Below are 26,055 nucleotides of genomic sequence, written 5' to 3'. Positions count from 1 at the left end.
GTCTGTTATTTTTCAAATGTAAGCGGTATACGTAACTCATCATTTGGCTGATTAGTTAAATAATTATTAATGAGAATATCGAGCTCCTTCTTGTCAAAATTCTCATAAACATCCATCCTTTTATTATTTTCTAGCATACCCATAAATTCTGGCTGTCCATAGATTTTTTCTTTACCCTCCAGATAATAGGTTTGATTGACTCCACCAAATACTGGGTCTGAGCTCAACGACTCCACGTAGAGGTTATTGTCCTTCATGTAATAAGTCCACGAGATTGGATACCCTGCGATGTTAGACGTTACACTTTGAGGCTTTGCTGATATGTTCGTTAAACGGGTTGAATTATCATCTCCGTATAAACCTTCAACACGGTGCTTAGCAACGAAAGTTACAGGTTGATTTTCCAAAGAAGCTACATTTAGTCCCATCATTTCAAAGCGCAGCTCTGTTTCATTAGGTTTTTCATCTTTACTCCACATATGCCCAGTCAATAAAGTCCCCCCCACATCCAGTTGATAATCCCTATAAGGAAAAGTTTCGTATTTTTCTTGAGTAAGAATTATACGAACTTGGGTCGGTGTAACCGTCATTTCATGGATTTTAGTTCCTCCAGGTACATTGTTAATTGGGATATCGAGCACTTGCTTAAATGACATATTTTCCAATTGTTTTTTAGATAGATTTAGTTTTATACTCCAAGTGCTTTCTTTTGTTTCTAGTATGCGATTATAAGAAATTTGGAATTTAGTGCCTTCCTCGTGTAAGGCATCAGACTCGAATAGTTGTTGACTCAAGTATTCACCTTTTGCTCCTTGACTTCCTAAGAAAGATCTTTTCCCTGTTTCAATTGAATTATTCCTGTCATTAACCGCCTCAATGAATATCCCTGTGTTTCGGACTTCTAAATCTGTCAGCGTAACTGCTGATTTAAGCAATATTTTACCCTCATCTTGTTCAAAAGATTGAATAGTTACGGTGTCAACCCCATCCTTTTGAATAGGGAACACTTGCGTAGTCAAGTCATTTGGATTATAGCCGATAGAATATTTCTCATCGCTGATGAATTGAATATTCTCCATCATAAGCTCCACGTCTGCCACCTGACCTTCAGCAACCCAATCCGTTTCAAAATAACCCTGGTAGGTACCAAGCTCCTCATTCCAAGAATGTGTATAATTCCCTTCAATAAAGTTTCCTTTTGAATCTTTAAGCCCGATAAGTTCAAAGCCTATATCCTCTCCATCCCAAGATGCTTCAGGTTTCAAACTATATAGAATAAAGGTTCTATTATCATCAATAAACGCCGTGTGTACGGTTAGCGTGAATCCATCCTTCTTAACAGATTGCTCAATCGTCTGACCTAAACCTTGTTCTAATGCAGATTGAATGCCAGCTCGATAAGAAAGAATATTGGACCAGTCATAATTCAGTGCTGCATAAACTGGTGTTGCCATTAGAGCTACAGCTAGACCTGCTACTAAAGCGAATTTCTTTCTTTTACGAGGTCGTAGTTCGATTGTTTTATCAGAAATCTTTAGCTCGTCCTGCTGGATACTGCTCCACATTTGCTCAAAGTCAGGATACGCCATGTTATTGTCTGCCTTCATCTCTTTTTTCAACTTCTTTTCAATGCGTTCCAAATTGATTCTCTCCCTTCAACCATAAATTTTGATTTTGTTCCAATTTTTTGCGCATGATTTTTAATGCCTTATGAAGTCTCGATTTCACTGTGCCCACGGGAATTCTTAGTGTTTCAGCAATTTCTGCTAACGATAGCTCTCCAATATAGCGAAGGGTGACAACAGCCGTTAACTTTTCAGGTAATTGCCTAAGCAGTTCCTCCCACTCTTCCTCCGCTGCTTTTTCCAATATGATGGTGTCTACAGATTTAACTGATGCTGTATTTTGCTCATGAAGCAATTGCACCTGACTTTGTTTTTTTAACTGAGCCTGTTTTCTTTTAAGCAAGTTCAAGCATTGATTCATCGCAATACGCATAATCCAAGCACGCGTATGTTCAACACTTCTCCAATCTTGACGAAATACGGTGACAAATACATCATGACAGAGGTCTTCGGCATCTTGTGCGTTTCGTAGCATGTAATAACAGGTACGGTATACATCTTTGTTGTAAGAATCGAATAATTCACGTTCTGTCAATCCAAGGCACTCCTTTCTGCTTGTTCTACTTTATAAACAAATGACCATTGGAAAAGGTTCATCTTTTTAGAAATTCATGCTTAATTTATATAAATTCTTTTTTAAATTTGCTTGTTATGTAATTTAATTATAAGAAGCTCCTGAGGATAGATGCGTAAAACCATAATAAAAACAGATGGCCATATAGAGGTCCATTATAGAACGTCTTAACCATCTGTTCTTACCTTGGAATGAAGCAAACATTTATATCTTAATGCCATTAAGATAGGATATCTCTTCTTTCCTACAATCCACTATTAAATTTCCCCTTTTTTACGTGCAGTCATTTCATCTTTCATTTCTTCTTTTAATGCTTCTATTGATTGTTTACGTCGCTTATTTTTTTCTTTTATCATGTTACTTTGCATAGGGTCTGCAAATTCCATACTAATTTCCGCTTCATGAATTTTTTCTTCAGTGTTTTTAACAATATCACGAATTCGTTCAACGTTATTGGATCTATCATCTGGTTTTCGGTGTCTTGAATTAGCCATGTTAACCTCCTCAAGTTTTGACATAAACTTAGTTTGGAATGTTTTTAAAATTATATGTACGTTACCTTTTACTAACAAAAACACCGTTTTAACATGGCGAACACTGTACACCTAAACATAGATTTTTGGTTTTTCTTTACATAAAAACATTGCTTTTGATAATTTTATCGAGTGATGGATAACGGTGCAACAAAAATAGCAACCCTTAGCTAAGTTCATAGCTTTGGGTTGCCTTTTTAGTTTTTCTTTATTGATAAAATGGCTTTACAGTGTATCCGCTTTTCTCTAAATGATAGCGAATATTTTTATCTACTAGGAAGTGACCAGAGCCAACCACAACAAAGTATTTACCTTCTTTTTCTTCAAGTACATTCATAATTTTCTTGGCCATTTGTTCATCACGTAAACCAAATAGCATTTCATTGAACTCTGATGATGTACCTTCCATTGCCTGGAAGCTTTTTGCGAACTCTTCAACGTTCCCTTGCTTCCAACTTGTAAACCACTCTTGCAGAATTTTAGATTGATCTTGTTCAGATGGCTTGATGATACTATCCAATACAGCGACTAATGACTGCTCTTGTGCTTCTGGTGATAATGCTTCAAACATATCAACTTGTGCCTTTGTACCTTCTAATTCAATCACTGGCTTTTGCTGTAATTGCGCATTCAATAAAAAGTAAACATCAATACCATGCATTGCCATTTCTTGTGGTGTCATTCCAAAGGAATCGTCCATTGCCAGCATGGATAATGTGCTAGATAACATCCAAGGCTTTTGTACTGTCAGCTCATCCATTGGAAGATCATAAAGCTTTGCCACTTGCTCAAGCTTTGCAAATGTTTCTGGTGCAACAGTATCTTTTAATGTTGTGCCATCTGTATACATTGCTTTTTCTGCATAGTATTCAAGTCCTTCTGTTTCTAAAATATTTGCCTCAACTAACAGTGCATCCGATTCATTAAACGCTGTTACTAGTTTCTTATTGAACGGATATAAGTCTGGTGTTCCTAGATGGATGGAACCTAGTAAATACACAAGTGTATCCTCATCCTCTACTACCCAGGCTACCCCATTTGATCCTTGCTCAGCAAGTGCATATGTACTTTTAATGAAACGAACAGCTAGTAAAACAGCTTGTTGTGTTGTTGCCTTTTTTTCTAAATGCAGTCCGTTTGGAGAACCTTGTAATATGTTTTGCTCTTTCATAAATTGAACAGCGTCTGTGCCAACAGGTAGATCATAGCGCGTTACGATATTATACAAACGCTTCACAATATCACCACGTGTGTTATCGTTCTTCACACCCACTGGCTTATATTGTTTATTTTCAGCTAAACCTAGAGAGGCAATTTTCTTTTCTGTCAAATTTAGTAGTTCATTTACTTTATCCACTGAAATTTCTTGAAGGAAGCCATCAAAATACCACTCAATAGGATAAATCCCGTACTTTTCACCCTCGTTTAATGTTTCAATAGCCCAATTACTAATCGACGGCACTTGAGGTTGTAATTGCTCTTCCGCATGGATTACAGGTACAACCGTTGTCAGCATCAACGAAGCACCGAGCAATGCTGCACTCGTTCGTTTCATCATTTTTTTCATCATACTCTCGTCTCTCCCTATTCCTATTTTATGTATAAACACCGTTTGAAATTATATCATATACAAACCGACTATTTTATACTTAAATGTGAAAAAATTAACAAATTTGTATCAACAATAAATTATGTCGAAATAGTTATTATGGAGGTTGGAAATCTTTAACAAAAATAAGACGATGACCAACTATTCATGTCATCGTCTTATTTTGTATAGTTTATTGAATAAATTTCGGATCTAATATACCTAAACCACTGCCTTCAATTTCAAATTTCACTTTTGTAGCACCTTCTAAATTAACGCTAACTCTCATCTTATCTTTGATTGCTCCACTATCATAAACCAATTTATTATCTGCGTAAATTTTCATGTAACCTATCCCGAAAGAACCAGCAGCTAGCTTTTTAATTGGTGCTAAATTGGTTTCGAATCCTTTATAATTTCCATTGGCTAAGTATTCAACTGTATGGTCTTGAACAGCCCCTCCTCCATGATAACCACCAAGCTGGTAGGATCGCTCAAATTTTTCCCCTGTATGGATCACGATTGAACTTGGATTATGGAACAAGGGATCCTCATCACGTCCAATTGGTTTTACATCTTTTAAAGAGGTGAATTTTGGAACATTACCGATATAAATAGATTTTGTCTTTCCATCCCACGTTACCTTTTCACCTAAAGATTCCGCAACAAAACGCATTGGGACATATATCGTGCCTTGATAATTAAATCCAGCTTGCCCTTTTTGCGGTACTTTTTCAACCTTATCCACATAGTAGTTGATTGGATCTTGAGAAACGCTGATTTTTTTCAAGTCGCTGGCTGCTTCTGATGTTGAGAAGTACGTAAAGGTCAAACCTCCTAATATAAAAAATCCTAAATAACTTGTTATGATAAGTAGCCTTTTCATAAAATCACTCCTTCATATGATATGTACAAAGATATATGTAATTATACCAAATTTTACATAATGAATTAAAGGATATGTACATTGCTATTTTTTGAAATAAAAAACCCTGCATATTAGAGGAAGAGTGTTGAAGGTTCCATCACCTAATGAAAACTTCTCGTTCCCTCTAAATGTAACTAGTAAAGGGTTGCCACAGAAAATCAGTTTTCACTGACTTTTTGGACAACCCTCCTTTTTTCTATTTTAACTGCATTGTTGTAATGCAAGTGCCGTCTCTTTCATAAGTAGAAAACGTTGATTCTACTATTTTTCCTTCGTGCTCCATTTTTATGTTATACGTTTGGTCACGAGGTAGCCATAAATCAATAAATCCATTCGCTGGAGTTTTCATGGTTTCATCCACTAACACACGACCTTTTGAGTCTTCAATATAGACAGCTAACTCTTGATTCGCCAGCTCACCTTGGCAACCAGTCAAGCTATGGTTAGTACAAGGGTGAGTTTCAGTTATGTAAGGAGCAATTGAAACAAAAAATTCGTCTTCTGGCAAAGCATATGCTAACTCTTTTTCTTCTTTATCAGTCACAATCAGCTGTCTAGATGTGATTGAAGCAGATTCGTCTTTAGTTTTATTCCCGCTATATTCATTCACCAATTTCTTAATGTTCTGCATTTCCATTTCTTTTATAGAGTGATCATCATTAGAACTCTCTCCATTACAAGCACCTAGTACAACAGTAGCAAGCAAAGTTGCAGCAAAAATTTTTAATTTCATTTTATTCACCTCTGGTATATTTATTCCTTCTACGTCGTAAAACGCTGACGACTTATACTATAAACTATAAATAAGAAGAAATTGTGCAGAGTAATACTAGGTTAGTTATAAAAATAATTCAAATTCATGCTAATTTTACAAACGTGGCAATGTCACATGCTGAAATCTTTGATTTTTCAAAATAACTTTCAGTATCCATATTTTGAAACGCTTCTAGTACAGCTGGTTTTTGCTATCCCTTTAGCTACATGAAAAGGACTTGTCGTTTTTATGCCGTTTGCTGTGACATTCCGTAGTATACTTTTATCACAACAAACTAAAGGAGTACATAAATGCTTGATTCTAATCCTAATTGGCTAGCACATTGCACAGAAATAAAAGATTTAGCCAAATCATTATTTCAAAAATCTACTATACATCTTGATAGTGCGGCTCTCTTATTGATTACGGATGGCCAAACCACTCTATCCATCAATGGACACAAAGAGCATATTGTATTTGGGCATTTAATTGCCCTTGAAAGTGATGCAGTTATCCAACTTACAAATACAAACCGTCTTGATTTTTCAGGCTATTTAATTAGCTTTGCTCTGTATGATACAGAAATGAAATCAACCTGTAATTGGTCTATCGATACAATGAATGGTTACTATGTTCAACGAGTGCCTGAAACGATCATCGCAGATATTCGGATATCGCTCGCTAAAAACATAGACGATCTCCATATCACCATTAAACAATTTATTTTATATAGCTTGTTGAAAGAAATACAGCAAGAGCGACCAACAGATGAATACACACTTGAACAAAGAATTGAACATACTGTTATTTATATGCAAAAAAAATATAACCAAATGATGACTAGAGATGAACTAGCAACTATCGCCGGATATAGCCCATGGTATTATTCGAGAAAATTCATAGAGTTATATGATAAAACACCGATAGCTTATTTAATTAGTTATCGTATTTTCCGCGCACAAGAAATGCTATTAACAACAGATGATTTATCACAAAACATCGCAAAAAAAGTTGGTTTTGATGATGTGCAACATTTTAGTCGACAGTTTAAACGCATTGTTGGTCGCCCACCTAAGCAATTCAAAAAGACCGTTGGTGAATATCGTATTTGCTTTCTCACACCTGCACACGCAGAAATTGCGATTGCATTAGGTGTCGTACCTAATTGCGTTACTGTGACTAGCTCCCTAACTCCAAATTATCAAAAGAATCTTTTTCATGAAGTTGGTACAACCATTTTAGAAATGCCTCAATATGTTATTCAACAAGACATAATTGTACAACAACAACCCGATTTAATTATCGGTATCGACTTAACGGAAGAGACAAAACAACACTTCCAAACGCTCGCACCTGTTATCACTGGGCTACCTTATGAATTATATTCACTAATTCGTTATTTTGGTGAATTGTTTAATAAAGGGAATGAAGCTACACAAATCATTCACGAACTTAGGACACATGTAGATGTTTTAAAAAATAAAATACAACATCATATTGCGAAGAATGCTACTGTACTTTACTTACGTGTGGAGGAGTTGGGTTATCGTTATTTCGGTGAATCTTCTAGTGATTCGGCTATCCTTTTATATCAGGAACTTGGTTTACAAATGCCTGAAATATTGCGGGCAAATGAGAATAGTTTCAACATATGTTCTTTACAACAATTAGTGGCAGCCAATCCTACTTATTTATTTATTGAAAAACGCATAATGGATTATTATACTGCCGATCTTAGCTTAGCTACTTTACAAAAAAGTGAGCAGTGGGCAAATTTAGATGCCGTGAAAAATAAGCGTGTTTTCTATGTGGATACGGGTTTATGGATTAACAATTGCAGTGTGTTTGGCAAAAGGAAAATTATGCAACAGATTGAACAATCTATTTTTGATAGTGATTGCCCTAAAACACAATAATCCAATTTTTAAGGCACTTTACGCTATAGTAGGCGCTCTCATTACCTGTTATTATTTGATAGTGATAATCATTATCAAATAGAAGGAGCTATAACCAATGAAAAAAATGATGCAATATATACTTTTTATACTAGTTGCTTTAGCTTTAGTTGCTTGCTCAAGTACTAACAAAGAAAGCGGAAATGAAGCAAAGGATCAAAAAGAAAAAAGCGAGCCTACAACACGTGTTGTAAAAGATGTCTACGGTGATGTCACTATCCCTACTGAACCTAAAAATATATTAGTTCTTAGTTCTAGCTATGCTGAAAACCTAATTGAAATCGGTGTAATGCCTCAAATGGTGACAGTCGTTGAAGAAATTGAACCTGAATATCGCTTCAAATTATTCAATGACAACAATATTAAAATCATCCCAACTGTGCAATATGAGGATAATTTAGAAGTTATTCTTGAAGCAGCACCAGATGTCATTATTGCTCAGGGTGCAGCAATTGATGCAAAAAAATATGATGCATTAAGTAAAATTGCCCCAACTGTAGCTGTTGACGCCGGTGTTGCAATAGATGAATATGTACCTGTGCTTGGTGAACTGTTCAATAAAGAAAAAGAAGCGGAACTTGCTCTCCAGAAGTTTAGAGAAAAAATAGAAGATACCAAAGTGAAACTACATAATGCGATAGGTGACGAAAAAATTCTTGTATTGCGTGTAGAACAAAATCAATATCGTGTGTTAGGCACTGAAAAGGGTAGTCCTGGTAGTGACATGTTATACACACAACTTGGATTAAATATTCCAACTATGTTGAAGGATAATCATGATTGGTTCACGCCCATTTCCTTAGAAGTTTTACCTGAGATTGACGCAGACCATATTTTTGTCGAACAACGTCAAATGCAAAATTATAGTAGTGAACAGTCCATGAAAGATTTAGAGGATAGCCCAATGTGGCAAGGGATGGATGCCGTGAAGGCAGGCAATGTTTACTCATTAAAAACAGCAGATTACGTTGTAGGTGAAGGATTAGTTGGCTCTCCACTATTCCTTGATTATTTAGTTGAAAGGTTGGTGCATTAAATGAAACAAGAGATTTATGATGTCATTATTATCGGTGGTGGCCCAGCAGGCATGTATGCTGCCTTTTACAGTGGCATGCGTGAAATGAAAACAAAAATTATCGAAGTAAAGCATGAATTAGGTGGATTTATGCGTACTTATCCTGAGAAATTAGTTTGGGATGTCGGTGGCATTGAGCCTGTTCGCTGTGAAGAAATTATTCACTCCTTAATCAAGCAAGCGATGACATTTAATCCAACAATCGTATTTGGTCAAGAAGTTGTTGGCATGGAAAAACGCGATGATGGCATTTTCGTCTTAACAGCTAAAACAGGCGAGAAACATTATACGAAAACGATTATTTTAGCTACAGGACGCGGTATTACACGCATTCAGAAATTAACGGTTGAAGGCGCTGACCGTTATGAACTAAACAACCTTCACTATACGGTAACCAACATAAATAAGTTTAAAGATAAACGTGTACTCATTTCTGGTGGGGGCGACTCAGCTGTAGATTGGGCTATCGAAATGGCTCCTATCGCCAAAGAAGTATACGTCGTTCATAGACGAGATGACTTTAGTGCCTTTGAATCGTCTGTAACTCGCATGAAGTCTATGGCAACAACCTTTGTTCCTTATACGGTTTCTCGTTTACATGGCAATGGCAATAAAATCGAACATGTCACATTACAGCATGTTGATTCAAATGATACGACAAACATTGAAGTAGACGAAGTGCTTGTCAATCACGGGTTTGACCGAAACTTTGGTGGCGCCATTTTGGATTGGGGCTTAGCCTCTGAAGAATGGGGCATCTCTGTTACACCAAAAATGTCCACAAACATGCCAGGCATCTTTGGTGCTGGCGATATTGTAACGAACGAAGGGAAAATAAGACTGATTGCAGGCGCATTTAACGATGCTGTTCTGGCTGTAAATAGCGCCAAATTATACATTGACCCTACCGAAGCAAAAATGGCAGGCGTTTCTTCTCACAATGACCGCTTCGCTGAAAAAAATGAAGCACTACAACAAAAGAATAAAGCTGTAACTACACATAAGTGATAGGCTAAATCTTCCCTGTTAGATAAACAAATCATCTGTTTATCTAATGGGGTTTTTTTAATGTAGTTAGTTTCCATTATATATATCCTTACCAGTGATTCATCGCTATTTTCACCAAGACAACGTATAATAAGAGAAGCAGAAGAAGAAGAATTCATTTTTCCTCTAGTTAAAAAAAGAGGTGCAATTACTTGAAACAATTTGAAACAGCATTACCTGAGCAGTATGAAACATTAAAAAAACAGGCCAATTATACGTCTAGCTGGCGAGAGCGTTTAGACGCAGTCGAAAAGTTATCGGCTTATCAACATGACAAAATCATAGATTTATTAAAAAATCGTATGCAGCATGATACTGTCAACAAGGTGCAATTAGCAGCCTATGAAGCACTTGTGGCGCTTGGCGAAGACGTAGAGAAGCCATCACCTGCACGTTTTGATATTATCAAAGGAACAGACAAAATTTTCCTACGAGTTAAAAAGAGCTTGCCGAAGGACCATACAGTGGCAGACTTTGCAGATAAACTAAAACGTATGCGTTTAGATGTCTTTGATGCGTATGAAGGCGACAAAGGTGTACAATTTATGAACTGGTTAGAGGAACGTTGGGCAAAACTGTAATCAGTAGTTTTGCGATTTATGAAGGAAAGTCATTCTCTCCGCTTGTGGAGGGAATGGCTTTTTCTTATCTTACGCTGCGGTTCATCGAAACTAATATTCATTGTATTACTTCTTTTCTTTGATCATCTATCTTTTTTGTTTAATGATAAAACAAACACCTTATTAAACTAACCCGCTCCTTTAGTTTAAGTGAAAATCTTCACAATTTCTTTACTCCATAACGATTTTCTTTAAATGTCTTACTCAAGAAAATGGCCCCTTTTCATGAAAAAGAACACTCTCCTATTCAAGGAAAGCGCCCGATTGTTGAATAACTATTTTTTATTATTAATAGTGTTTTCCCATATATTTCTATATCTATTTTAGATAGTATAAATACTAACAATTTTCTCGTTTAATAAAATCTCTTTTTCTTTTTTAAAACCATTTTTATTGTGAACGAACTACATTCACGTTTAAAACATTGGATAAATCGTTTTAAAGGCGTTGATTCTAAATACCTCGATAATTACTTAGCGCTGTTTTTATTTGTAGATAGTCATAGCAATGAAAGCACAAAAAAATGACAGAAACATATCGTAGTTTACGTCTGTCGAAGTTTATTATTTAGTAGTTCAATGACTATTGAAGATACTTTTAATAAAAATTAGAGCCACAGTTTAGTGACTCTAATTTTTATGTCTATTCTTTACAAAAATCTACAAATTTTTTTGCCTGTATTAAGGATATATCTGTTTGTTCTCTCACAAACTTCACCGCTTTAATTTCACCGACGGACTTTATTTTCTCTTTTACTAAGGCAATCAGTTCCATACAATTCAGTTAATTGTAAAGATCGTAGGTACGTCTTGTTGGTAATAAAGCTATTATGATAAATACAGGAACTGCTTAAGTTAAAGCTTTTAAATCTAACGGAGCACTACTTGGTACTTATTATTTTGAGGTAAAAAGATAGTTTGAAGTACTAGAAAGTAAAGAAAGCGAGCTTTGCCTCACTTTCTTTACTTTTTTATTCTTTTGAGTTAATTGGTATTGTTATTTCTAGCTCTGGAATGTATTGAATCTTCGGGTCTCCGTTTTCATCCAGTTGGTATGATCCCTCATTGTCATAAAGATGAATATACGGTTTGATTGTAATGGCTTTTGGTAAGGTTTTAAATGGATGTACCCGTAGATCCATGATGAAATCGCTAGTTCCTTTATTCGTCTCACGTCTACCATTGCCATGAATTAGCTTTAGTTCACGCCCTTGTTCATCATAAACTTCGATACTTATTCCTTCCCGGAAATCTACAGAAGTTGATTTATCAAGCAAGGCTATTCTTGTTGTAATACTAGTTGTTATGGGAGTTAGTGTAATTTGTTCAATAGTAAGCTGATTATTTTTGTATTTTCTACTTATATTAGGTTGTAGCTTTACATAGTTACCAATATCACTCACTTGAATATCCATTTTAAAAGGTTCAGAAACGCCATTTATTGTAATTGATAATGTCAAATTAAATTCCTTCGGGAAAGGATTTCCACCTTGATTTTTCAAATCTGCAAATTCAAATATTGCGGAATTATTATCCTTACTTGGTTGTCCAAAAACACCACTAAAATTGGTGTGATTCAGTGGTTCACCATTTAGTAAAAATTCAATATTACTTATTTGATCTGATAAACTTTCTTTTGTATTTTCACCTTCTTTATGATGGCGTTCAATCCCAATTGCAACACGTGTACCGTCATATACTACTTCTGTTACATTTAATGTAAAGCCTTCATGCGTAACGCTCGTATTCAATTTTGTTGAGAGTCCCTTTTCATCTGCGGCGTGTAGACCAAGATCCCTTGTAAATTTAAAAACAGATGATAATAAAGGCACTTCTTTCATCGTCGCAGCCATCGTTGGCGAAATTAAACCCGTAACAATAATCAAACTAAAAATTATTGCTACAGCTGCTGTAACTCCTAAATATTTCTTTACGTGAGATGGCTTTTCTTTACTTAATTTTTTTAATATACGCTTTTCCCATTTCTTTTTCTCGAAGTTTGTAAGGTTTTGTGCTTCATACTGTTCCAAATCAATATTCATATCATTTAAATCTTTATAAATAGACATATTCTCACTCCTCACACTTCATTTTTTTGAACTAAAAAACTTTTAAGCTTTTTACGTCCTCTGGAAAGCTTGTTATAAACCCAAGACTCTTTCGCATCAAAGTCCTTTGCTATTTCACTTGAAGGGATTCCTTCTAAATAGTATTTTTCAAAGATTTTCCGTTCACTAGCTGACAATTGCTCAAGGAGTTCCTCTACGCAGTTTTCTTCTGATGGTTGTTTTGCCTTTACCATGGATTCAGCAATTTCTGAAACTGAAAATTGCTGATTTTGTATGGTAATTTGTCTTCTTTGATAATCAATTGCTTTATACTTTGCAATAGCTGCAATCCATTGTTTGAATGAATTTTTCTTAGGATCAAAGGAATAAATATTATTCCATATCGATAATAAAACATCATCAAGGCATTCTTCATAATCTTGCTGCTGGTAATTTAAATGACGTTTAATGATCGCTGTAAGTAAACCACCATAATGATTAATAATAAAAGGAATTGCTTTTTCATTTTTTTTCTGTATGTGTTGTACAACATTGTTCTCTGTAATTTTCAATTGTTCACCCCGCTCAATAAATATTGGTACCTACTATGTAATACGAAATGAATACGATAAATCTATCACAAAAGAAAAAAAGAATAACAAAAATGTTAATCTTTTAAAAATTTCCTTTATATAGTTTGAAAACCTACATTCCTTCACAACCTTATCTATACTCTAACATAAAAATCCAATTTTCTTTAAAGGTTCTGTTCAACAATATGGCCCGATTGTTGAAGTTGAATTTTTCACTATTTATTTAGTGTGCTGTTTTAGCGTAATCGATCAGGCATCATAAAATCTAGGAAATCGACAATACCATTCCATACCATCAGCTCTTCTCTATCTTGGTCAACTAAAACTCTTCTGATGCTCCCTTCTTTACCTTCCAAAATTTTACTTGTCCAGTGAGGATCTATGATAAGAGAACGTCCTACTGCCACTAATTCAACATTTGTTAATGTATTTTCTGCATCTTCTTTCGTTCGTAAATCACCAACCCCGACCATTCTATTTCTTGTAATCCGGAACTGGATTTTTCCCTGTCAATGGAGCCAATCGTTCAACATTCTCCCATAATGAAGGACTATTAAAATCTGAACTATTTTATCATCAAAAATTTGAAAGTATGGAACATTTCATTTCAGAATTGGAGAGGTACATTTACTATTTACAATAATAAACGAGTTAAAAAAATTAAAAGGAATGAGCCCTGTCCAATACAGAGTCCATTCCTCAGTAACTGCTTAAAATATGTGTCTAACTTTTTGGGTTCACTTCATTTGAAGTTCCTTATAAATTCGTTATCTTACAGGTTCTATAGATGAGATCCTCCACTAGCATCGAGCAATTGACCAGTTACCCAACGGCTGTCTGAGGAAGCAAGAAAGGCGGCAATATCTGCCACATCCTCGGGTTCTCCCCATCTGTTGAAGATTGAAAGACCAGCCGCATATTTTTGTCCATCAAGGTTTTCCAAAGTCTCAGCATTCATCTCTGTATTAATAATTCCAGGCTGGATGGCGTTTACCGTAATATTACGGCTCCCTAGTTGTTTGGCTAGAAGACGCGTAAATGTGTCGATAGCACCTTTGGACATACTGTACGTGAAGACACTTGGCGAAGCTGCACGTGTCACAAAAGATGAAATATTAATAATACGTCCTCCATCTTTTAAACGTGGTAAAGCTTGCTGAGTAACAAAAAGTGGTGCTTTAACATTAATCTTCATTATTTCGTCAAATGATTCTTCCGTCGTCTCTTCTAAACTGATAATTTGACCAATTCCAGCATTGTTGACAAGAATATCGAATCCGCCACCGCCCATATATTCCCGAATAGTATCATCCAAAGTAGTAAATAAATCTTGAATACCATCTAGAGTACTAAGGTCAGCACAAATCGCGCAAGCATTTCCTCCACTTTGTTCGATTTGGTGAACAACTGCTTCTGCCTCATTACGTCTTTTCCCGTAATGAACGATGACAAAGGCTCCCTCTTGTGCAAGACGCAATGCAATACTGCGGCCAATTCCTCGACTTGATCCTGTAACTAAAGCGATTTTGCCTGTTAACTTACTCATGCTTCCATCTCCTTGTTCAAACATAGTTATATTACATAGAGAATTATATCAAGGAACATTATTTGAAATGTTGCTCTTCTATTCGGTTTCAAGGGGGTGTTTCGTCGCAACTTTATTTCAATTCTACAGGGTAACCTTTCATCTAAGAATGTTATTCAACAATATGGCCCTTTCATGAAGAAAAGGCACAATTCTTGTTACAGAATAGCGCCTCATTGCTGTAAAGAATAATTGTTTATTTTAACGGTAATCGTAATCAAATGTTAATCAGTTTTATTTTGTTTTTTTGATTTAATAATAATAAAAGAGGGTCTACGCTTCTCATTTATTAAATTTGGCATTTGCTCCAGCCCAGTCGAAATTGACTGTGGTTCAATGATTTTATCTAGTACAAGTCCACCTTCAATTAGCGTGTTTATTAAAGTAGAAATGGTTCTGTGATACACAACTACTCCATCAACAACCCAATCGTGTTCTCTTTCGCCTTCTTCTTGGTAATTATCTAATGCCCAGTATAGTTTGTTGCCTTCCTCATTCTTAATCCAATGATTACTTCCTTTTCGGGCAGTCGCTATTGGGTGTTCAGTTGAAAAAATAAATTCCCCATTATTTTTTAATAGTCCATTAATTTTTCGAATCAGCGTTCGGTAATCTTCAACATAATGTATAGATAGAGAACTTATAATTAGATCAAATTTTTGATTGGCTAAATTCAAGTCCTCCATCGGTAAACATATAAACTCTATATTGTTATCTTTGTTAATCTTATTTGCCCGCTCAATCATATTATTAGAGATGTCTACACCAATCACTTTTTCTGCTCCGTTTTCTACACAATACTTTGAAAAGTGACCATCGCCACAGCCTAGGTCTAATACCGATTTTCCCTTTAAATTCGAAATCATTGATTTAATTGCTGGTTGCTCTATAAAATCATTATAGGTTATTCCACTTTCACGTAAGGTTATGTAATCCTTAAAAAAAGTTGAATTATCGTAAATATTTTGTTTCATTTTTTTACTCCCCCGTACAGTTTGATTTTTGACAAAAATCACGTCATATTTCTATTATCTTTACAAAAGTTTATTCCATTAAATGGCCCGTTTGTGGAATAACAAATTGAGATTTTAATTATTGGCTAGAATATAAAAGAAAATCACAAAGCTATAAAACTTTAAAGAATCTATTCATAAACACTAAAAACCCTCTGGCCAAAATTTTTTGACAAGAGGGTTTTTTATCAGTCTTTTTTACGTATTATCAATCTTTTTTTAAGTCTACATAACAACAATTTTCTTCAAATATTAACCTTACTCAACAGTCACTGATTTAGCCAAGTTACGGGGTTTATCCACGTCACAGCGGCGGTGAAGTGCTGCATAGTAGCTAATTAATTGTAATGGTACTACAGATACAAGTGGTGTTAGTAATTCGTGAACATGTGGAATGACTAGACGGTCACCCTCTTCATCAATACCAGCCATCGCAATGATACATGGGTATGCGCCACGGGCAGCTACCTCTTTCACATTACCACGGATGTTTAACGCTACTGATGCTTGTGTCACAAGAGCAAACACTGGAGTGCCTTCTTCGATTAAGGCAATTGTTCCGTGTTTAAGTTCACCACCAGCAAAACCTTCTGCTTGGATGTAAGAGATTTCTTTTAGTTTTAAGGCACCTTCAAGGCTGACATAGAAATCCATGTTACGGCCGATAAAGAATGCGTTACGTGCGATTTTTAAGTAGTCTTCTGCAATGTCTTCTAATACATCTTTTGAATCAATAATCGTTTGGATACCGTTAGCGGCAATCGCAAGCTCTTGTTTTAAATCAAATTCTAAACCTTCGCCATTTGCCTTTGCTGTTACATAGGCTGCTAATGCAAGTACAGCCACTTGTGCAACGTAGGCTTTTGTAGAAGCTACTGCAATTTCTGGACCTGCATGTAGTAACAATGTATGATCCGCTTCACGCGATAGTGTAGAGCCAGGTACGTTTGTAATCGTTAACGTTGGATAGCCAAGCTCTTTAATTTTCACAAGGACTTGACGGCTATCTGCTGTTTCACCTGATTGTGTAATGAAGATAAATAAAGGTTTTTCTGAAAGCAATGGCATGTTGTAGCCGAATTCACTAGAAATATGAACTTCTACTGGAATACCCGCCATTTTTTCGAAATATTGTTTACCAATAAGACCTGCATGATAGCTTGTGCCTGCCGCAATAATATACAGACGATCAGCTGCTCGTAATGCTTCTAAAATTTCAGCATCAATTGTTAAATCACCATTATCGCCTTCATACGCTTGAATAATTTTGCGAATAACTGTAGGCTGCTCATCCATTTCTTTTAACATATAGTGAGGATATGTCCCTTTTTCAATATCACTCATATCAAGCTCAGCTGTATATGGTGCACGCTCTACTACAGAACCATCTAATTTTGTAATTTCAACACTCGCCTTGTGTACAATAACTACCTCTTTGTCGTGAAGCTCCACGTATTGATCTGTTACTTGTAGCATAGCCATTGCATCTGAAGCAACAACATTGAAACCTTCTCCAATACCAACTAGTAGTGGTGATTTATTTTTTGCTACAAAGATTGTATCTGCCGCTTCCGCATCTAATAGTGCAAGTGCATATGAACCATGTAATAGAGACAAAGTCTTACGGAAAGCGTCTGCTGTAGGAAGTCCTTCTTTCACGAATAACTCTACTAATTGCACGATAACCTCTGTATCTGTATCAGATTTCATTGGAATGCCTTTTAAATATGTTTTTTGTAATAAATGATAGTTTTCAATAACCCCATTATGCACAAGTGTAAAGCGTCCTGATGCACTTTGATGTGGGTGAGCATTTAAACGATTTGGCACACCATGTGTCGCCCAACGTGTATGACCAATCCCGATTTTCGCTGCAATTTCTTCGTCCACTGCTTCACGTAAATCTGCAATACGTCCTTTTTCTTTAAAAACAGTTACGCCTTCTTCATTACGTACAGCAATACCCGCTGAGTCATAACCACGGTATTCTAGTTTCTCTAAACCTTTTAATAAGATTTCCTTTGCATCTGATTCACCAATATATCCTACAATTCCACACATAATTTCTCGTCCTCCGATATTGTCAATTTAATGCAATGACAAACTAGACCTCATCCTATCGAGTTTTTTTGAATATACAAGTTATGTTTTATTTTTTAAAAAATAAAACATGCCCATACATGCAAGCAAACCACTCATTCAGCTATCTGAACGGAGATTTTTCGATATGTGAAGGTCTTTTATTGTCTATTGCTTTTCCTATACCTTCTCCATTTTCTGTACATTCAATCACTCAAATGCTTTCAAAATGAAAAATGACAATCGGGTATGTCGATTGGGAGGCATCCGCCGAATTTTCGATAAACCTCCACCTCGTCTGCTGAAGATTCTTTCGTCCGATTTCTTCAGCTCAGGCGCTATAATTGTTTTCCGATTTTGCGCTTTCTTCCCTCCTTATGCGCTCGTTAAAGGATAAGGTCGGACCTCATCTTCAACTTCTCCATCATACTCAATCATATGCTATACGTCAAATTTTCGTTATAAAAAACACCTAATTATCCTGCTTTTTCGTGACAAATATGTAGACAAACAAATGATAGCTATGCTATTTAGGGTAAAGAAGGTCAAAAGGACAGATGTTTACGATAGCATAGGTACTATCTTCAGCATTGAGCTTGAACACATAACAATGCTTTAATTGCGTTAATCAAAAGCTAGAAAACAGGCACAAGCAACTGACTGCTTGTGCCCATCTATTATTTACTGTCTAATAATTTTACTATTTCTCTATTAAAGGCTGGGAGATCATCTGGCGTTCTACTTGTTACGAGCTGCTTTTGACAGACGAATACTTCCTCATCATGGAATATTGCTCCTGCATTTTCTAAATCCACCTGTATGGATTTATAGCCTGTAGCATCACGACCATTCAATGTCTTAGCAGTAATTAGAAGTTGCGGTCCATGACAGATGGCAAAGGTAGGCTTCATATCATCCATAAAGGACTTTACAAATGCCACTACACGATCATCAGCGCGTAATATATCTGGAGAAAACCCACCTGGAATAAATAGTGTATCGAATTCAGAGGCTTTTACTTCATCAATCCCTTTATCAATTTTCACTGTCGCTCCATGCTTCCCCTTTACCTCCTTATCTGCTTTTGTATCAATCGTTACTAGCCGATGTCCAGCCGCTTCTAAAGCTTCTTTAGGACTTGTAAATTCAATGTCCTCGAACATATCCGTCATAACTGTAGCAATTTTAGCCATATCAATAAAACACTCCTTGTTATTGTGACTCTTTATTACTGTTCCCCAGCTCGCTTATTTGAAACATTCTTTTCATACAAAAAAACTCGACCTCCTTTAACGGAAATCGAGTTTTTATATTTGTTATTCTGCTAAGCCCATTTCTGCACGTACAACGTCCGCAATACGCTCAACAAAACGCTCACATTCTGTTTCTGTAGCAGCTTCAACCATTACACGTACAAGTGGTTCTGTACCTGAAGGACGCACTAAAACGCGACCATTTCCTGCCATTTCCGCTTCTACCTCTGCAATCATAGCAGCCACCTTTGTATTGTCAGTCACCGCATGCTTATCAGTTACACGAACGTTCACAAGGCGCTGAGGGAAGATTTTCATTTCAGCAGCAAGTTCCGAAAGCTTTTTACCTGTCGCTTTCATAATGTTAACAAGCTGAATTCCTGTTAGTAACCCATCACCTGTTGTATTAAAATCTAGAAAAACGATATGCCCTGATTGCTCGCCACCTAAATTATAATCTTTGGCACGCATTTCTTCTACAACATAACGATCACCTACAGCAGTTTGTACACTTTGCATACCGTTGTCAGCTACAGCTTTATAGAAGCCCATATTACTCATAACTGTTGATACTATCGTTTGCTTTTTCAAACGTCCTACCGCATTTAAATGCTTACCAATGATAAACATAATTTGGTCGCCATCAACTACTTTACCGTTTTCATCTACAGCAATTAAACGGTCACCATCTCCATCAAATGCTAAACCAACATCTGCACCCTTTTCAGTAACAAATTTAGCTAGTCCCTCTGGATGTGTGGAACCTACACCAGCATTAATGTTTAAGCCCGTTGGAGAAGCTCCCATTGTAGAAATGTCCGCTTCTAGATCAGCAAAGAGATGTGTAGCCAACGATGACGTAGCACCATGTGCACAGTCTAGACCTACATGGATACCATCAAATTCTTCATCCACTGTTTGCTTTAAGTATTGAATATATTTTTGACCACCTTCGAAATAGTCACTTACAGATCCTAAATCTGCTCCAATTGGACGTGGTAATGTATCTTCTTGAACATCAAGTAACGCTTCAATTTCCGCTTCTTGTGCATCTGTCAGCTTAAAGCCATCGGGACCAAAAAATTTAATGCCATTATCAGCAACTGGGTTATGTGAAGCTGAAATCATGACGCCTGCATCTGCACTCATAATTCGAGTAAGGTATGCAACACCTGGTGTTGAAATAATACCAAGACGCATTACTTCTACCCCAATTGATAAAAGACCAGCAACAAGTGCACCTTCAAGCATTTCACCTGAAATACGTGTGTCACGACCAATTAAAACCTTTGGACGGTCAGTTGCATCCTTTGTTAAAACATAGCCACCTATACGACCAAGTTTAAATGCAAATTCCGGTGTTAATTCACTATTCGCGACGCCACGGACGCCATCTGTTCCAAAATATTTACCCATTCTACTTATTCTCTCCTTCAATGCAAGACCTTGCCTAATGAATCTCTATCAATCATTAGACACTTGTCCGCTTACTTTTGGAAAAGTCTGTTTTTATTCATTCATTGGTAATTATTAATCCTCTCAGCCAGTTTGTTAGGTGAATACTGTCCTAACTATTCACCACAACAAACCTTGATTGGATTTTTGATTTAGAATCAAAATAAAATTATAGTCAGATATTGTTTAAGAATCAATATCTTCCGTTACCTCAGTTGATGTATTTTTATCAGTAGTTGTACTATCATCAGTTACATCCGGTTCCTCAGTTGGCGGTGGTGTTTCCTCTGTAGAAGCTGGTGTTTTCGGTTGTTCTTCTTGCTCCACCTTTGTAATATCTGCCTCCACTTTAATTTTCTTGTCAGATATTTTTGTCACACCATCTGGTAATTTTACATCAAATTCATACGTTTTGGACTCAGTAATTTTTGACAGGTCAACTGTTATTGGAATTTCTGTTAAACTGTCAAGAATTGACTTTCTACCATACACTCTAATCATTCTCGGCGTATATGTTAACGAGTTGATCGTAATGTCTTCCGCTGCTTGCCCAGTTTCCTTGAGGACAACTGGAAGCTCCCGACTATACTCCGCAATATCTACTTGAACCTTCACAGTTTCAGGTTCAATAGTCACATCTAATTTATTTAAATCTCGGTCTAATACTTTTACTGCCGCTTCCTGCGAGAATGATTGCTTCAAGCCTTGCTCACCCGAAACAGTTGCTTTTACATAGCTAATGCTTTCAATAGCACTTTTTGCACCTGTCACGTAAACAGTACGTGGATTGGCTGTCATATCTTTTAAAATATAACCTTCCTCGATCAAACGATTGTTCATCTCAGGGTCTACACGGAACTCTTGCGTGACCTTTTCCTCAATATTTACATGAACGGTAGCAGGGTCTAATGTAACCTTTAACTTATCAGAAATATTTTCGTATTGCAGCTCTACATCATGCTCTCCGATCAATAAATTACTTAAATCAACAAATACAGAGAAATCTTTTGATGCCCTTGTTTTTATGACTACAGGCATTGGCCCTTTTATCTTCACATCTACCGTTTCAGGTAAGCCTGTTACAATAAGATTCTCATTGTCGTAATATACATCTACTGGAACATCACGAATAATATCCGTTTGTTCGGTCGTTGTTGTTGTATTGATCGGAGATAATTCGGTACGAACTGAGAAAAAAAGCAAAAATGCTAAAAATAGCGCGATGATTCTTAATACCCAAGGGCTATCCATCATTTTATCCATTCTTTTTCCCCCTCCAAGTCAACTTAGAGGTTGCATTTGATTCTTGTGCTGATCCGAACCACATTTTTCGTAGCAGTGTTTCGAACTCCTCTAGAGAAAGATTACGATGGAGATTACCATTTAACGTAATACTAATTGCACCTGTCTCTTCTGATACAACAATTGTAATAGCATCCGTAACTTCACTTAAGCCAAGCGCAGCACGGTGGCGTGTCCCTAGCTCTTTTGAAATAAACGGACTTTCAGAGAGGGGTAGATAACAAGCTGCTGCAGTAACCTTATCCTTTTGCATAATAACCGCTCCATCATGTAGCGGCGTATTTGGTATAAAGATATTAATCAGAAGTTCCGATGAAATTTCAGCATTTAGTCCTATACCTGTTTCAATATATTCATTAAGACCAGTTTCTTTTTCAATAGAAATTAACGCACCTATTCGACGTTTGGCCATATAACTAACAGATTTCTTCATAGCCTCAATGAGCCTTGTTTGCTCTTCTTCTTCTTGACTAGTTGAACGTTGGAATAGCTTTCCTCGTCCAATTTGTTCTAAACCACGTCTGATTTCAGGTTGGAATATGATAATAATTGCTAAGAAACCAAACTCAATGACCTGCTGTAACATCCAGCCTAGTGTTTGTAACCCTAAAAGGTCTGTTGCAATTCGTGCAATAATAATGACGAAAATTCCCTTAAGTAATTGGACAGCCTTCGTACCTTTAATGAGGGTTAAGACTTTATAAACAACGTACCAAACGAGCAGTACATCAATGAAGTTAATAACAATATTCACAGGTGTTAAATCCGTGAAATGTTCGATAATTTGCACGTGGCATCCCCCACTTTTCATTGCGAATCCATACACATTCAAGTATATCACATTCTTAACAAATGTAACTTTTTTCAAATAAAAAGTCTACTCAGAAGAGTAGACCTTTCAGCCTCTCACGTGCACTATTGTTTAGGACGTATAGAGTGTTATTTAGTTTCTTCTTTTTCCTCGAATGTCATAGCTGTTTTTACTGAGTTTTTAATCGTATACCATAACCATTCAAATACTTCGTCAATTTCCTCAATTCTTCCTGAAACTATCGCCGAAGATGCCATATATTTCCCATTGATCACTGTGACGTTACCATCAACTTCACCTTCAACAATCAAATCGCCATTTTTCACAACAATATCGCCCTTCACCAATTCTCCTTCAGGTACAATAACTGTTTGACCATCAACAACTAAGTTAGGTTGTTTGGTCACAGAGAAATGCTGGTCATCCATAAAGCTACCTAGTAATGTAGCACTCATGAATAAGCAAAATACTGCTGCTGCCACAAAGAACGGATGCCGGCGTATCCATTTTTGTATACCTACTCGACTTTTTGGTTTTGGTAAACGAGCCATCACTGCTGCTTCAAAATCCGGAGGCGCTGTAATATGGGAAGCACTCTTCACAAAGGCGATTGTTTCACTCAATTCTTGCATCAACTGTTTACAATCATTACATGTATGCAAGTGTTGTTTCAACTCTTGCTCATGCTCACGACTAATGTCACCGTCTAAATAATCATGCATATAGTCAATAATATGCTCTGGACAAGTATTCATGACGCTCCCCCTCCTACAGATTGTTTAATTGCTTACGTAATGCCTCACGTCCGCGGTGAATCCTCGTTTTCACCGTTCCAAGCGGCATATCTAAAATCTCGCTAATCTCTTGCAACGATAACTCTTCTATATATTTCAATACGATAACTGAACGATATTTATCCGGCAAACGTCCAATTTCATATTGAATGCGATCTTGCAGCTCCATTTGCTCTAGCTGCTCCTCTGGTAACTGGTCGTCTGCTGCAATTTGTGAATACATATCAAGCCCTTCTGTACCAGCTACTTCTGCATCCAAATAATAATCTGGCTTCTTTTTTCGAATACGGTCTATGCAGAGGTTTGTCGCTATGCGATAAAGCCACGTCGAAAACTTCCTTTTCTGATCAAAAGTATGCAAATTCATATAAGCACGCACAAAAGCTTCTTGAGCAATATCTTCAGACTCTTGTTTGTTGCTTAACATTCGATAGCATACTTGGTACAGTTTGTGCTGATAGAGACTCACAATATCGGCAAATGCGTTTTGATCGCCTTTAAGCACTTGTTTTATTCTCTTATTTACTAACGCATCCATTGTGTTGACTTCTCCACCTTTACAACTGTCTTATACTATACGACCCACTGATAAGAAAAGTTTCGTTTTATTTCAATTATAGCAAAAGATTTTTATGCAATGTGGCAACAGGCAATTTTTTGTAAAATTTTCTTTAAACTAGTGTTTCTCCGAATAAAGAACCCATTAATGCAACAGCCACATTTGCTGTTGTATTCTTTTCATCTAAAATTGGATTTACTTCTACAAACTCTGCTGAAGTTAACATGCCTGATTCTTGTAACATTTCCATTGCTAAATGACTTTCACGATACGTAATTCCTCCTGGAACAGGTGTACCAACCCCTGGCGTATAAAGAGGATCTAGTCCATCTAAATCAAGTGATAAATGTAAACCATCAACATTACGCTCTTTTAAATATGCAAGTGCATCTTCCATTACACGCGTCATACCAAGTCGATCAATCTCATGCATTGTATATACTTTAATCCCTTGTTGACGAATTAGTTCACGCTCACCAGGATCCACTGAACGAGCTCCGATAATAATAACGTTCTCTGGCTTAATTTTAGGTGCATAGGTACGAATTTGTACTAAACGCTCATGACCTAGTCCAATACTAACTGCTAATGGCATTCCGTGAATATTACCAGATGGTGTAGTTTCTGGTGTATTTAAATCCGCATGTGCATCATACCAAATAACACCTAGATTTTTATAATGCTCACCTAACCCTGCTAGTGTCCCAATAGCAATACTATGATCCCCACCAAAAACAAGTGGAAATTTTTTTTGCTCTACTGCTTCATGCACGCTATTGGCTAAAGTAGTGCTAACTTCTACAACTTCCTCTAAATTCAGTAACTTTTCATCAACAGCTGCGTCTGCGTACTTTTGACTAACACGAATATCTCCTTGATCTTGGACCTCATGTCCAATAGCTTCTAAGCGTTCAACAACGCCTGCATAGCGAATAGCACTTGGTCCCATATCTACGCCTCGACGTGTTTGTCCATAATCTGTTGGTACTCCAATAATAGAAATATTAAGTTTATTCATGTTTTTATACCCCCTAAAAGTTATAAGATTATTGTAAAGCCTACATACCACTTGGCTCAACTCAACAAAATTGTGCATATTTATTCATTTTTTAAAATCATAAAAAAATCTCCTACTGTTTTCAGCAAGAGATTAGTTATCTGTAATTAATATAACACTTTTGAATAGGTTTTATTCTTAAAAAGTGAGCCATGAAGGACTCGAACCTTCGACCCTCTGATTAAAAGTCAGATGCTCTACCAACTGAGCTAATGGCTCATAAAAGAAAAAATGGCTGGGGTACTAGGATTCGAACCTAGGCATGACGGAATCAAAATCCGTTGCCTTACCGCTTGGCTATACCCCAATCATTTATAAAACTGGTGGAGGGGGACGGATTCGAACCGCCGAACCCTAAGGAGCGGATTTACAGTCCGCCGCGTTTAGCCACTTCGCTACCCCTCCGGAATAACACAATAATGGTGGAGGATGACGGGCTCGAACCGCCGACCCTCTGCTTGTAAGGCAGATGCTCTCCCAGCTGAGCTAATCCTCCATAGAAACAAGTGTTATGACATAGTATATTTTCTTTTATAAAGCTAATGCATTATTACACGCATTAAAAATGGTGACCCCTACGGGATTCGAACCCGTGTTACCGCCGTGAAAGGGCGGTGTCTTAACCACTTGACCAAGGGGCCAATATTACGTCTCAAACAAGACAAGATTTATAATAACATCATTTCTTAATGATTGCAATACTTTTTTGTAAATATTTTATGTATAACATCATCTTAAAAATGGGCAAAAAAATGGCTCCGAAGGCAGGACTCGAACCTGCGACAACCTGATTAACAGTCAGGTGCTA

At 36.6% G+C, this 26,055-nt stretch carries 23 protein-coding genes, 5 tRNA genes and 3 pseudogenes; 6 read left to right on the top strand and 25 right to left on the bottom strand.

From position 1 onward, the window contains the following. Positions 1-5: 5 nt before the first annotated feature. From GJU32_RS21035 to GJU32_RS21010, 6 genes are all read right to left on the bottom strand, one after another. Positions 6-1,640: a DUF4179 domain-containing protein gene (locus GJU32_RS21035; RefSeq protein ID WP_155593876.1), complete on the bottom strand. Its 1,635-nt coding sequence runs from the start codon at positions 1,638-1,640 to the stop codon at positions 6-8. After that, positions 1,627-2,160, bottom strand: a complete 534-nt coding sequence (locus GJU32_RS21030; RefSeq protein ID WP_155593875.1) for an RNA polymerase sigma factor — start codon at positions 2,158-2,160, stop codon at positions 1,627-1,629. The genes GJU32_RS21035 and GJU32_RS21030 overlap by 14 nt, the downstream gene beginning before the upstream one ends. Positions 2,161-2,456: 296 nt before the next feature. Continuing rightward, the gene (tlp, locus tag GJU32_RS21025; RefSeq protein ID WP_155593874.1) at positions 2,457-2,693 is read right to left on the bottom strand and encodes a small acid-soluble spore protein Tlp; all 237 of its coding nucleotides are present in this window, start codon (positions 2,691-2,693) and stop codon (positions 2,457-2,459) included. Positions 2,694-2,940: 247 nt separating this feature from the next. After that, complete coding sequence (locus GJU32_RS21020; protein WP_155593873.1) at positions 2,941-4,302, bottom strand: TraB/GumN family protein; 1,362 nt, start codon at positions 4,300-4,302, stop codon at positions 2,941-2,943. Between the two features lie 211 nt (positions 4,303-4,513). Next, positions 4,514-5,206 (bottom strand): stalk domain-containing protein, encoded by a 693-nt coding sequence (locus GJU32_RS21015; RefSeq protein ID WP_155593872.1) that lies wholly within the window; start codon positions 5,204-5,206, stop codon positions 4,514-4,516. A gap of 238 nt (positions 5,207-5,444) precedes the next feature. Beyond that, the gene (locus tag GJU32_RS21010) at positions 5,445-5,981 is read right to left on the bottom strand and encodes a CueP family metal-binding protein (protein ID WP_196426771.1); all 537 of its coding nucleotides are present in this window, start codon (positions 5,979-5,981) and stop codon (positions 5,445-5,447) included. A 332-nt stretch (positions 5,982-6,313) separates the two neighbouring features. On the opposite strand from GJU32_RS21010, the gene GJU32_RS21005 reads away from it, so the two are divergent. The 5 genes and pseudogenes from GJU32_RS21005 to GJU32_RS20985 all read left to right on the top strand — a co-directional run. Further along, entirely contained in the window at positions 6,314-7,918 is a 1,605-nt protein-coding gene (locus GJU32_RS21005) for a helix-turn-helix domain-containing protein (protein ID WP_155593870.1), read from the top strand. A 97-nt stretch (positions 7,919-8,015) separates the two neighbouring features. Continuing rightward, the gene (locus GJU32_RS21000; protein ID WP_155593869.1) at positions 8,016-8,993 is read left to right on the top strand and encodes an ABC transporter substrate-binding protein; all 978 of its coding nucleotides are present in this window, start codon (positions 8,016-8,018) and stop codon (positions 8,991-8,993) included. Further along, complete coding sequence (locus GJU32_RS20995; protein WP_155593868.1) at positions 8,994-10,040, top strand: NAD(P)/FAD-dependent oxidoreductase; 1,047 nt, start codon at positions 8,994-8,996, stop codon at positions 10,038-10,040. 191 nt (positions 10,041-10,231) lie between these two features. Beyond that, on the top strand, positions 10,232-10,660 hold the full coding sequence (locus tag GJU32_RS20990) for a HEAT repeat domain-containing protein (protein WP_155593867.1): 429 nt from the start codon (positions 10,232-10,234) through the stop codon (positions 10,658-10,660). A gap of 434 nt (positions 10,661-11,094) precedes the next feature. Next, positions 11,095-11,270 (top strand): annotated as a pseudogene (locus tag GJU32_RS20985) (IS1595 family transposase); the annotation flags it as partial. Between the two features lie 399 nt (positions 11,271-11,669). Here the strand turns inward: GJU32_RS20985 and GJU32_RS20980 are convergent. From GJU32_RS20980 to GJU32_RS23460, 4 genes and pseudogenes are all read right to left on the bottom strand, one after another. Beyond that, positions 11,670-12,767, bottom strand: a complete 1,098-nt coding sequence (locus tag GJU32_RS20980) for a DUF4179 domain-containing protein (protein WP_155593866.1) — start codon at positions 12,765-12,767, stop codon at positions 11,670-11,672. A gap of 11 nt (positions 12,768-12,778) precedes the next feature. After that, complete coding sequence (locus GJU32_RS20975) at positions 12,779-13,318, bottom strand: sigma-70 family RNA polymerase sigma factor (RefSeq protein ID WP_155593865.1); 540 nt, start codon at positions 13,316-13,318, stop codon at positions 12,779-12,781. Between the two features lie 257 nt (positions 13,319-13,575). After that, positions 13,576-13,812 carry a hypothetical protein gene (locus GJU32_RS20970; protein WP_155593864.1) on the bottom strand — a complete coding sequence of 79 codons (237 nt, stop codon included), beginning with the start codon at positions 13,810-13,812 and terminating at the stop codon, positions 13,576-13,578. Positions 13,813-13,816: 4 nt separating this feature from the next. Continuing rightward, positions 13,817-13,891, bottom strand: a pseudogene (locus GJU32_RS23460) (flavin reductase family protein); the annotation flags it as partial. On the opposite strand from GJU32_RS23460, the pseudogene GJU32_RS20960 reads away from it, so the two are divergent. Beyond that, positions 13,887-14,053 (top strand): annotated as a pseudogene (locus tag GJU32_RS20960) (IS3 family transposase); the annotation flags it as partial. The pseudogenes GJU32_RS23460 and GJU32_RS20960 overlap by 5 nt on opposite strands. A 67-nt stretch (positions 14,054-14,120) precedes the next feature. Here GJU32_RS20960 and GJU32_RS20955 read toward each other — a convergent pair. The 15 genes from GJU32_RS20955 to GJU32_RS20885 form a co-directional block, all read right to left on the bottom strand. Further along, the gene (locus GJU32_RS20955; protein WP_155593863.1) at positions 14,121-14,885 is read right to left on the bottom strand and encodes an SDR family NAD(P)-dependent oxidoreductase; all 765 of its coding nucleotides are present in this window, start codon (positions 14,883-14,885) and stop codon (positions 14,121-14,123) included. A 263-nt stretch (positions 14,886-15,148) separates the two neighbouring features. After that, the gene (locus GJU32_RS20950; protein WP_155593862.1) at positions 15,149-15,898 is read right to left on the bottom strand and encodes a class I SAM-dependent methyltransferase; all 750 of its coding nucleotides are present in this window, start codon (positions 15,896-15,898) and stop codon (positions 15,149-15,151) included. 297 nt (positions 15,899-16,195) lie between these two features. Continuing rightward, entirely contained in the window at positions 16,196-17,998 is a 1,803-nt protein-coding gene (glmS, locus tag GJU32_RS20945; protein ID WP_155593861.1) for a glutamine--fructose-6-phosphate transaminase (isomerizing), read from the bottom strand. 695 nt (positions 17,999-18,693) lie between these two features. Beyond that, complete coding sequence (locus GJU32_RS20940) at positions 18,694-19,209, bottom strand: type 1 glutamine amidotransferase domain-containing protein (RefSeq protein WP_155593860.1); 516 nt, start codon at positions 19,207-19,209, stop codon at positions 18,694-18,696. Positions 19,210-19,332: 123 nt separating this feature from the next. Then, entirely contained in the window at positions 19,333-20,685 is a 1,353-nt protein-coding gene (gene glmM / locus GJU32_RS20935) for a phosphoglucosamine mutase (RefSeq protein WP_155593859.1), read from the bottom strand. A gap of 225 nt (positions 20,686-20,910) precedes the next feature. Continuing rightward, positions 20,911-21,987 (bottom strand): CdaR family protein, encoded by a 1,077-nt coding sequence (locus tag GJU32_RS20930; protein WP_155593858.1) that lies wholly within the window; start codon positions 21,985-21,987, stop codon positions 20,911-20,913. After that, on the bottom strand, positions 21,980-22,816 hold the full coding sequence (gene cdaA / locus GJU32_RS20925) for a diadenylate cyclase CdaA (protein WP_155593857.1): 837 nt from the start codon (positions 22,814-22,816) through the stop codon (positions 21,980-21,982). Before cdaA ends, GJU32_RS20930 begins: the two co-directional genes overlap by 8 nt. A gap of 149 nt (positions 22,817-22,965) precedes the next feature. Continuing rightward, the gene (locus tag GJU32_RS20920; protein ID WP_155593856.1) at positions 22,966-23,592 is read right to left on the bottom strand and encodes an anti-sigma factor family protein; all 627 of its coding nucleotides are present in this window, start codon (positions 23,590-23,592) and stop codon (positions 22,966-22,968) included. 13 nt (positions 23,593-23,605) lie between these two features. Further along, the gene (sigW, locus tag GJU32_RS20915; RefSeq protein WP_155593855.1) at positions 23,606-24,169 is read right to left on the bottom strand and encodes an RNA polymerase sigma factor SigW; all 564 of its coding nucleotides are present in this window, start codon (positions 24,167-24,169) and stop codon (positions 23,606-23,608) included. A 133-nt stretch (positions 24,170-24,302) separates the two neighbouring features. Beyond that, the gene (rocF, locus tag GJU32_RS20910) at positions 24,303-25,208 is read right to left on the bottom strand and encodes an arginase (RefSeq protein WP_155593854.1); all 906 of its coding nucleotides are present in this window, start codon (positions 25,206-25,208) and stop codon (positions 24,303-24,305) included. Positions 25,209-25,393: 185 nt separating this feature from the next. Beyond that, positions 25,394-25,466: transfer RNA gene (locus GJU32_RS20905), tRNA-Lys, on the bottom strand. Between the two features lie 13 nt (positions 25,467-25,479). Beyond that, positions 25,480-25,554: transfer RNA gene (locus GJU32_RS20900), tRNA-Gln, on the bottom strand. Positions 25,555-25,568: 14 nt separating this feature from the next. Continuing rightward, positions 25,569-25,652, bottom strand: a tRNA-Tyr gene (locus GJU32_RS20895). 15 nt (positions 25,653-25,667) lie between these two features. Next, positions 25,668-25,743 (bottom strand) — tRNA-Val (locus GJU32_RS20890). 70 nt (positions 25,744-25,813) lie between these two features. After that, positions 25,814-25,888: transfer RNA gene (locus tag GJU32_RS20885), tRNA-Glu, on the bottom strand. Positions 25,889-26,055: the final 167 nt, after the last annotated feature.

It is taken from the genome of Lysinibacillus cavernae (genome assembly GCF_009724685.1).
Lineage (GTDB): Bacteria > Bacillota > Bacilli > Bacillales_A > Planococcaceae > Lysinibacillus > Lysinibacillus cavernae.
The sequence above is the reverse complement of the archived record's forward strand: the minus strand, read 5'-3'. Positions and strand labels throughout refer to the sequence as shown.

Coding starts and splice junctions, on each gene's coding strand:
- GJU32_RS20940 (WP_155593860.1), bottom strand. CDS start 19,209: ATGGCTAAAATTGCTACAGTTATGACGGATATGTTCGAGGACATTGAA.
- GJU32_RS21020 (WP_155593873.1), bottom strand. CDS start 4,302: ATGATGAAAAAAATGATGAAACGAACGAGTGCAGCATTGCTCGGTGCT.
- GJU32_RS20930 (WP_155593858.1), bottom strand. CDS start 21,987: ATGGATAAAATGATGGATAGCCCTTGGGTATTAAGAATCATCGCGCTA.
- GJU32_RS21015 (WP_155593872.1), bottom strand. CDS start 5,206: ATGAAAAGGCTACTTATCATAACAAGTTATTTAGGATTTTTTATATTA.
- GJU32_RS21010 (WP_196426771.1), bottom strand. CDS start 5,981: ATGAAATTAAAAATTTTTGCTGCAACTTTGCTTGCTACTGTTGTACTA.
- GJU32_RS20980 (WP_155593866.1), bottom strand. CDS start 12,767: ATGTCTATTTATAAAGATTTAAATGATATGAATATTGATTTGGAACAG.
- GJU32_RS20955 (WP_155593863.1), bottom strand. CDS start 14,885: ATGAGTAAGTTAACAGGCAAAATCGCTTTAGTTACAGGATCAAGTCGA.
- rocF (WP_155593854.1), bottom strand. CDS start 25,208: ATGAATAAACTTAATATTTCTATTATTGGAGTACCAACAGATTATGGA.
- tlp (WP_155593874.1), bottom strand. CDS start 2,693: ATGGCTAATTCAAGACACCGAAAACCAGATGATAGATCCAATAACGTT.
- GJU32_RS21005 (WP_155593870.1), top strand. CDS start 6,314: ATGCTTGATTCTAATCCTAATTGGCTAGCACATTGCACAGAAATAAAA.
- glmM (WP_155593859.1), bottom strand. CDS start 20,685: ATGGGTAAATATTTTGGAACAGATGGCGTCCGTGGCGTCGCGAATAGT.
- GJU32_RS20920 (WP_155593856.1), bottom strand. CDS start 23,592: ATGAATACTTGTCCAGAGCATATTATTGACTATATGCATGATTATTTA.
- GJU32_RS20970 (WP_155593864.1), bottom strand. CDS start 13,812: ATGGTCGGGGTTGGTGATTTACGAACGAAAGAAGATGCAGAAAATACA.
- GJU32_RS20995 (WP_155593868.1), top strand. CDS start 8,994: ATGAAACAAGAGATTTATGATGTCATTATTATCGGTGGTGGCCCAGCA.
- GJU32_RS20950 (WP_155593862.1), bottom strand. CDS start 15,898: ATGAAACAAAATATTTACGATAATTCAACTTTTTTTAAGGATTACATA.
- sigW (WP_155593855.1), bottom strand. CDS start 24,169: ATGGATGCGTTAGTAAATAAGAGAATAAAACAAGTGCTTAAAGGCGAT.
- glmS (WP_155593861.1), bottom strand. CDS start 17,998: ATGTGTGGAATTGTAGGATATATTGGTGAATCAGATGCAAAGGAAATC.
- GJU32_RS21000 (WP_155593869.1), top strand. CDS start 8,016: ATGAAAAAAATGATGCAATATATACTTTTTATACTAGTTGCTTTAGCT.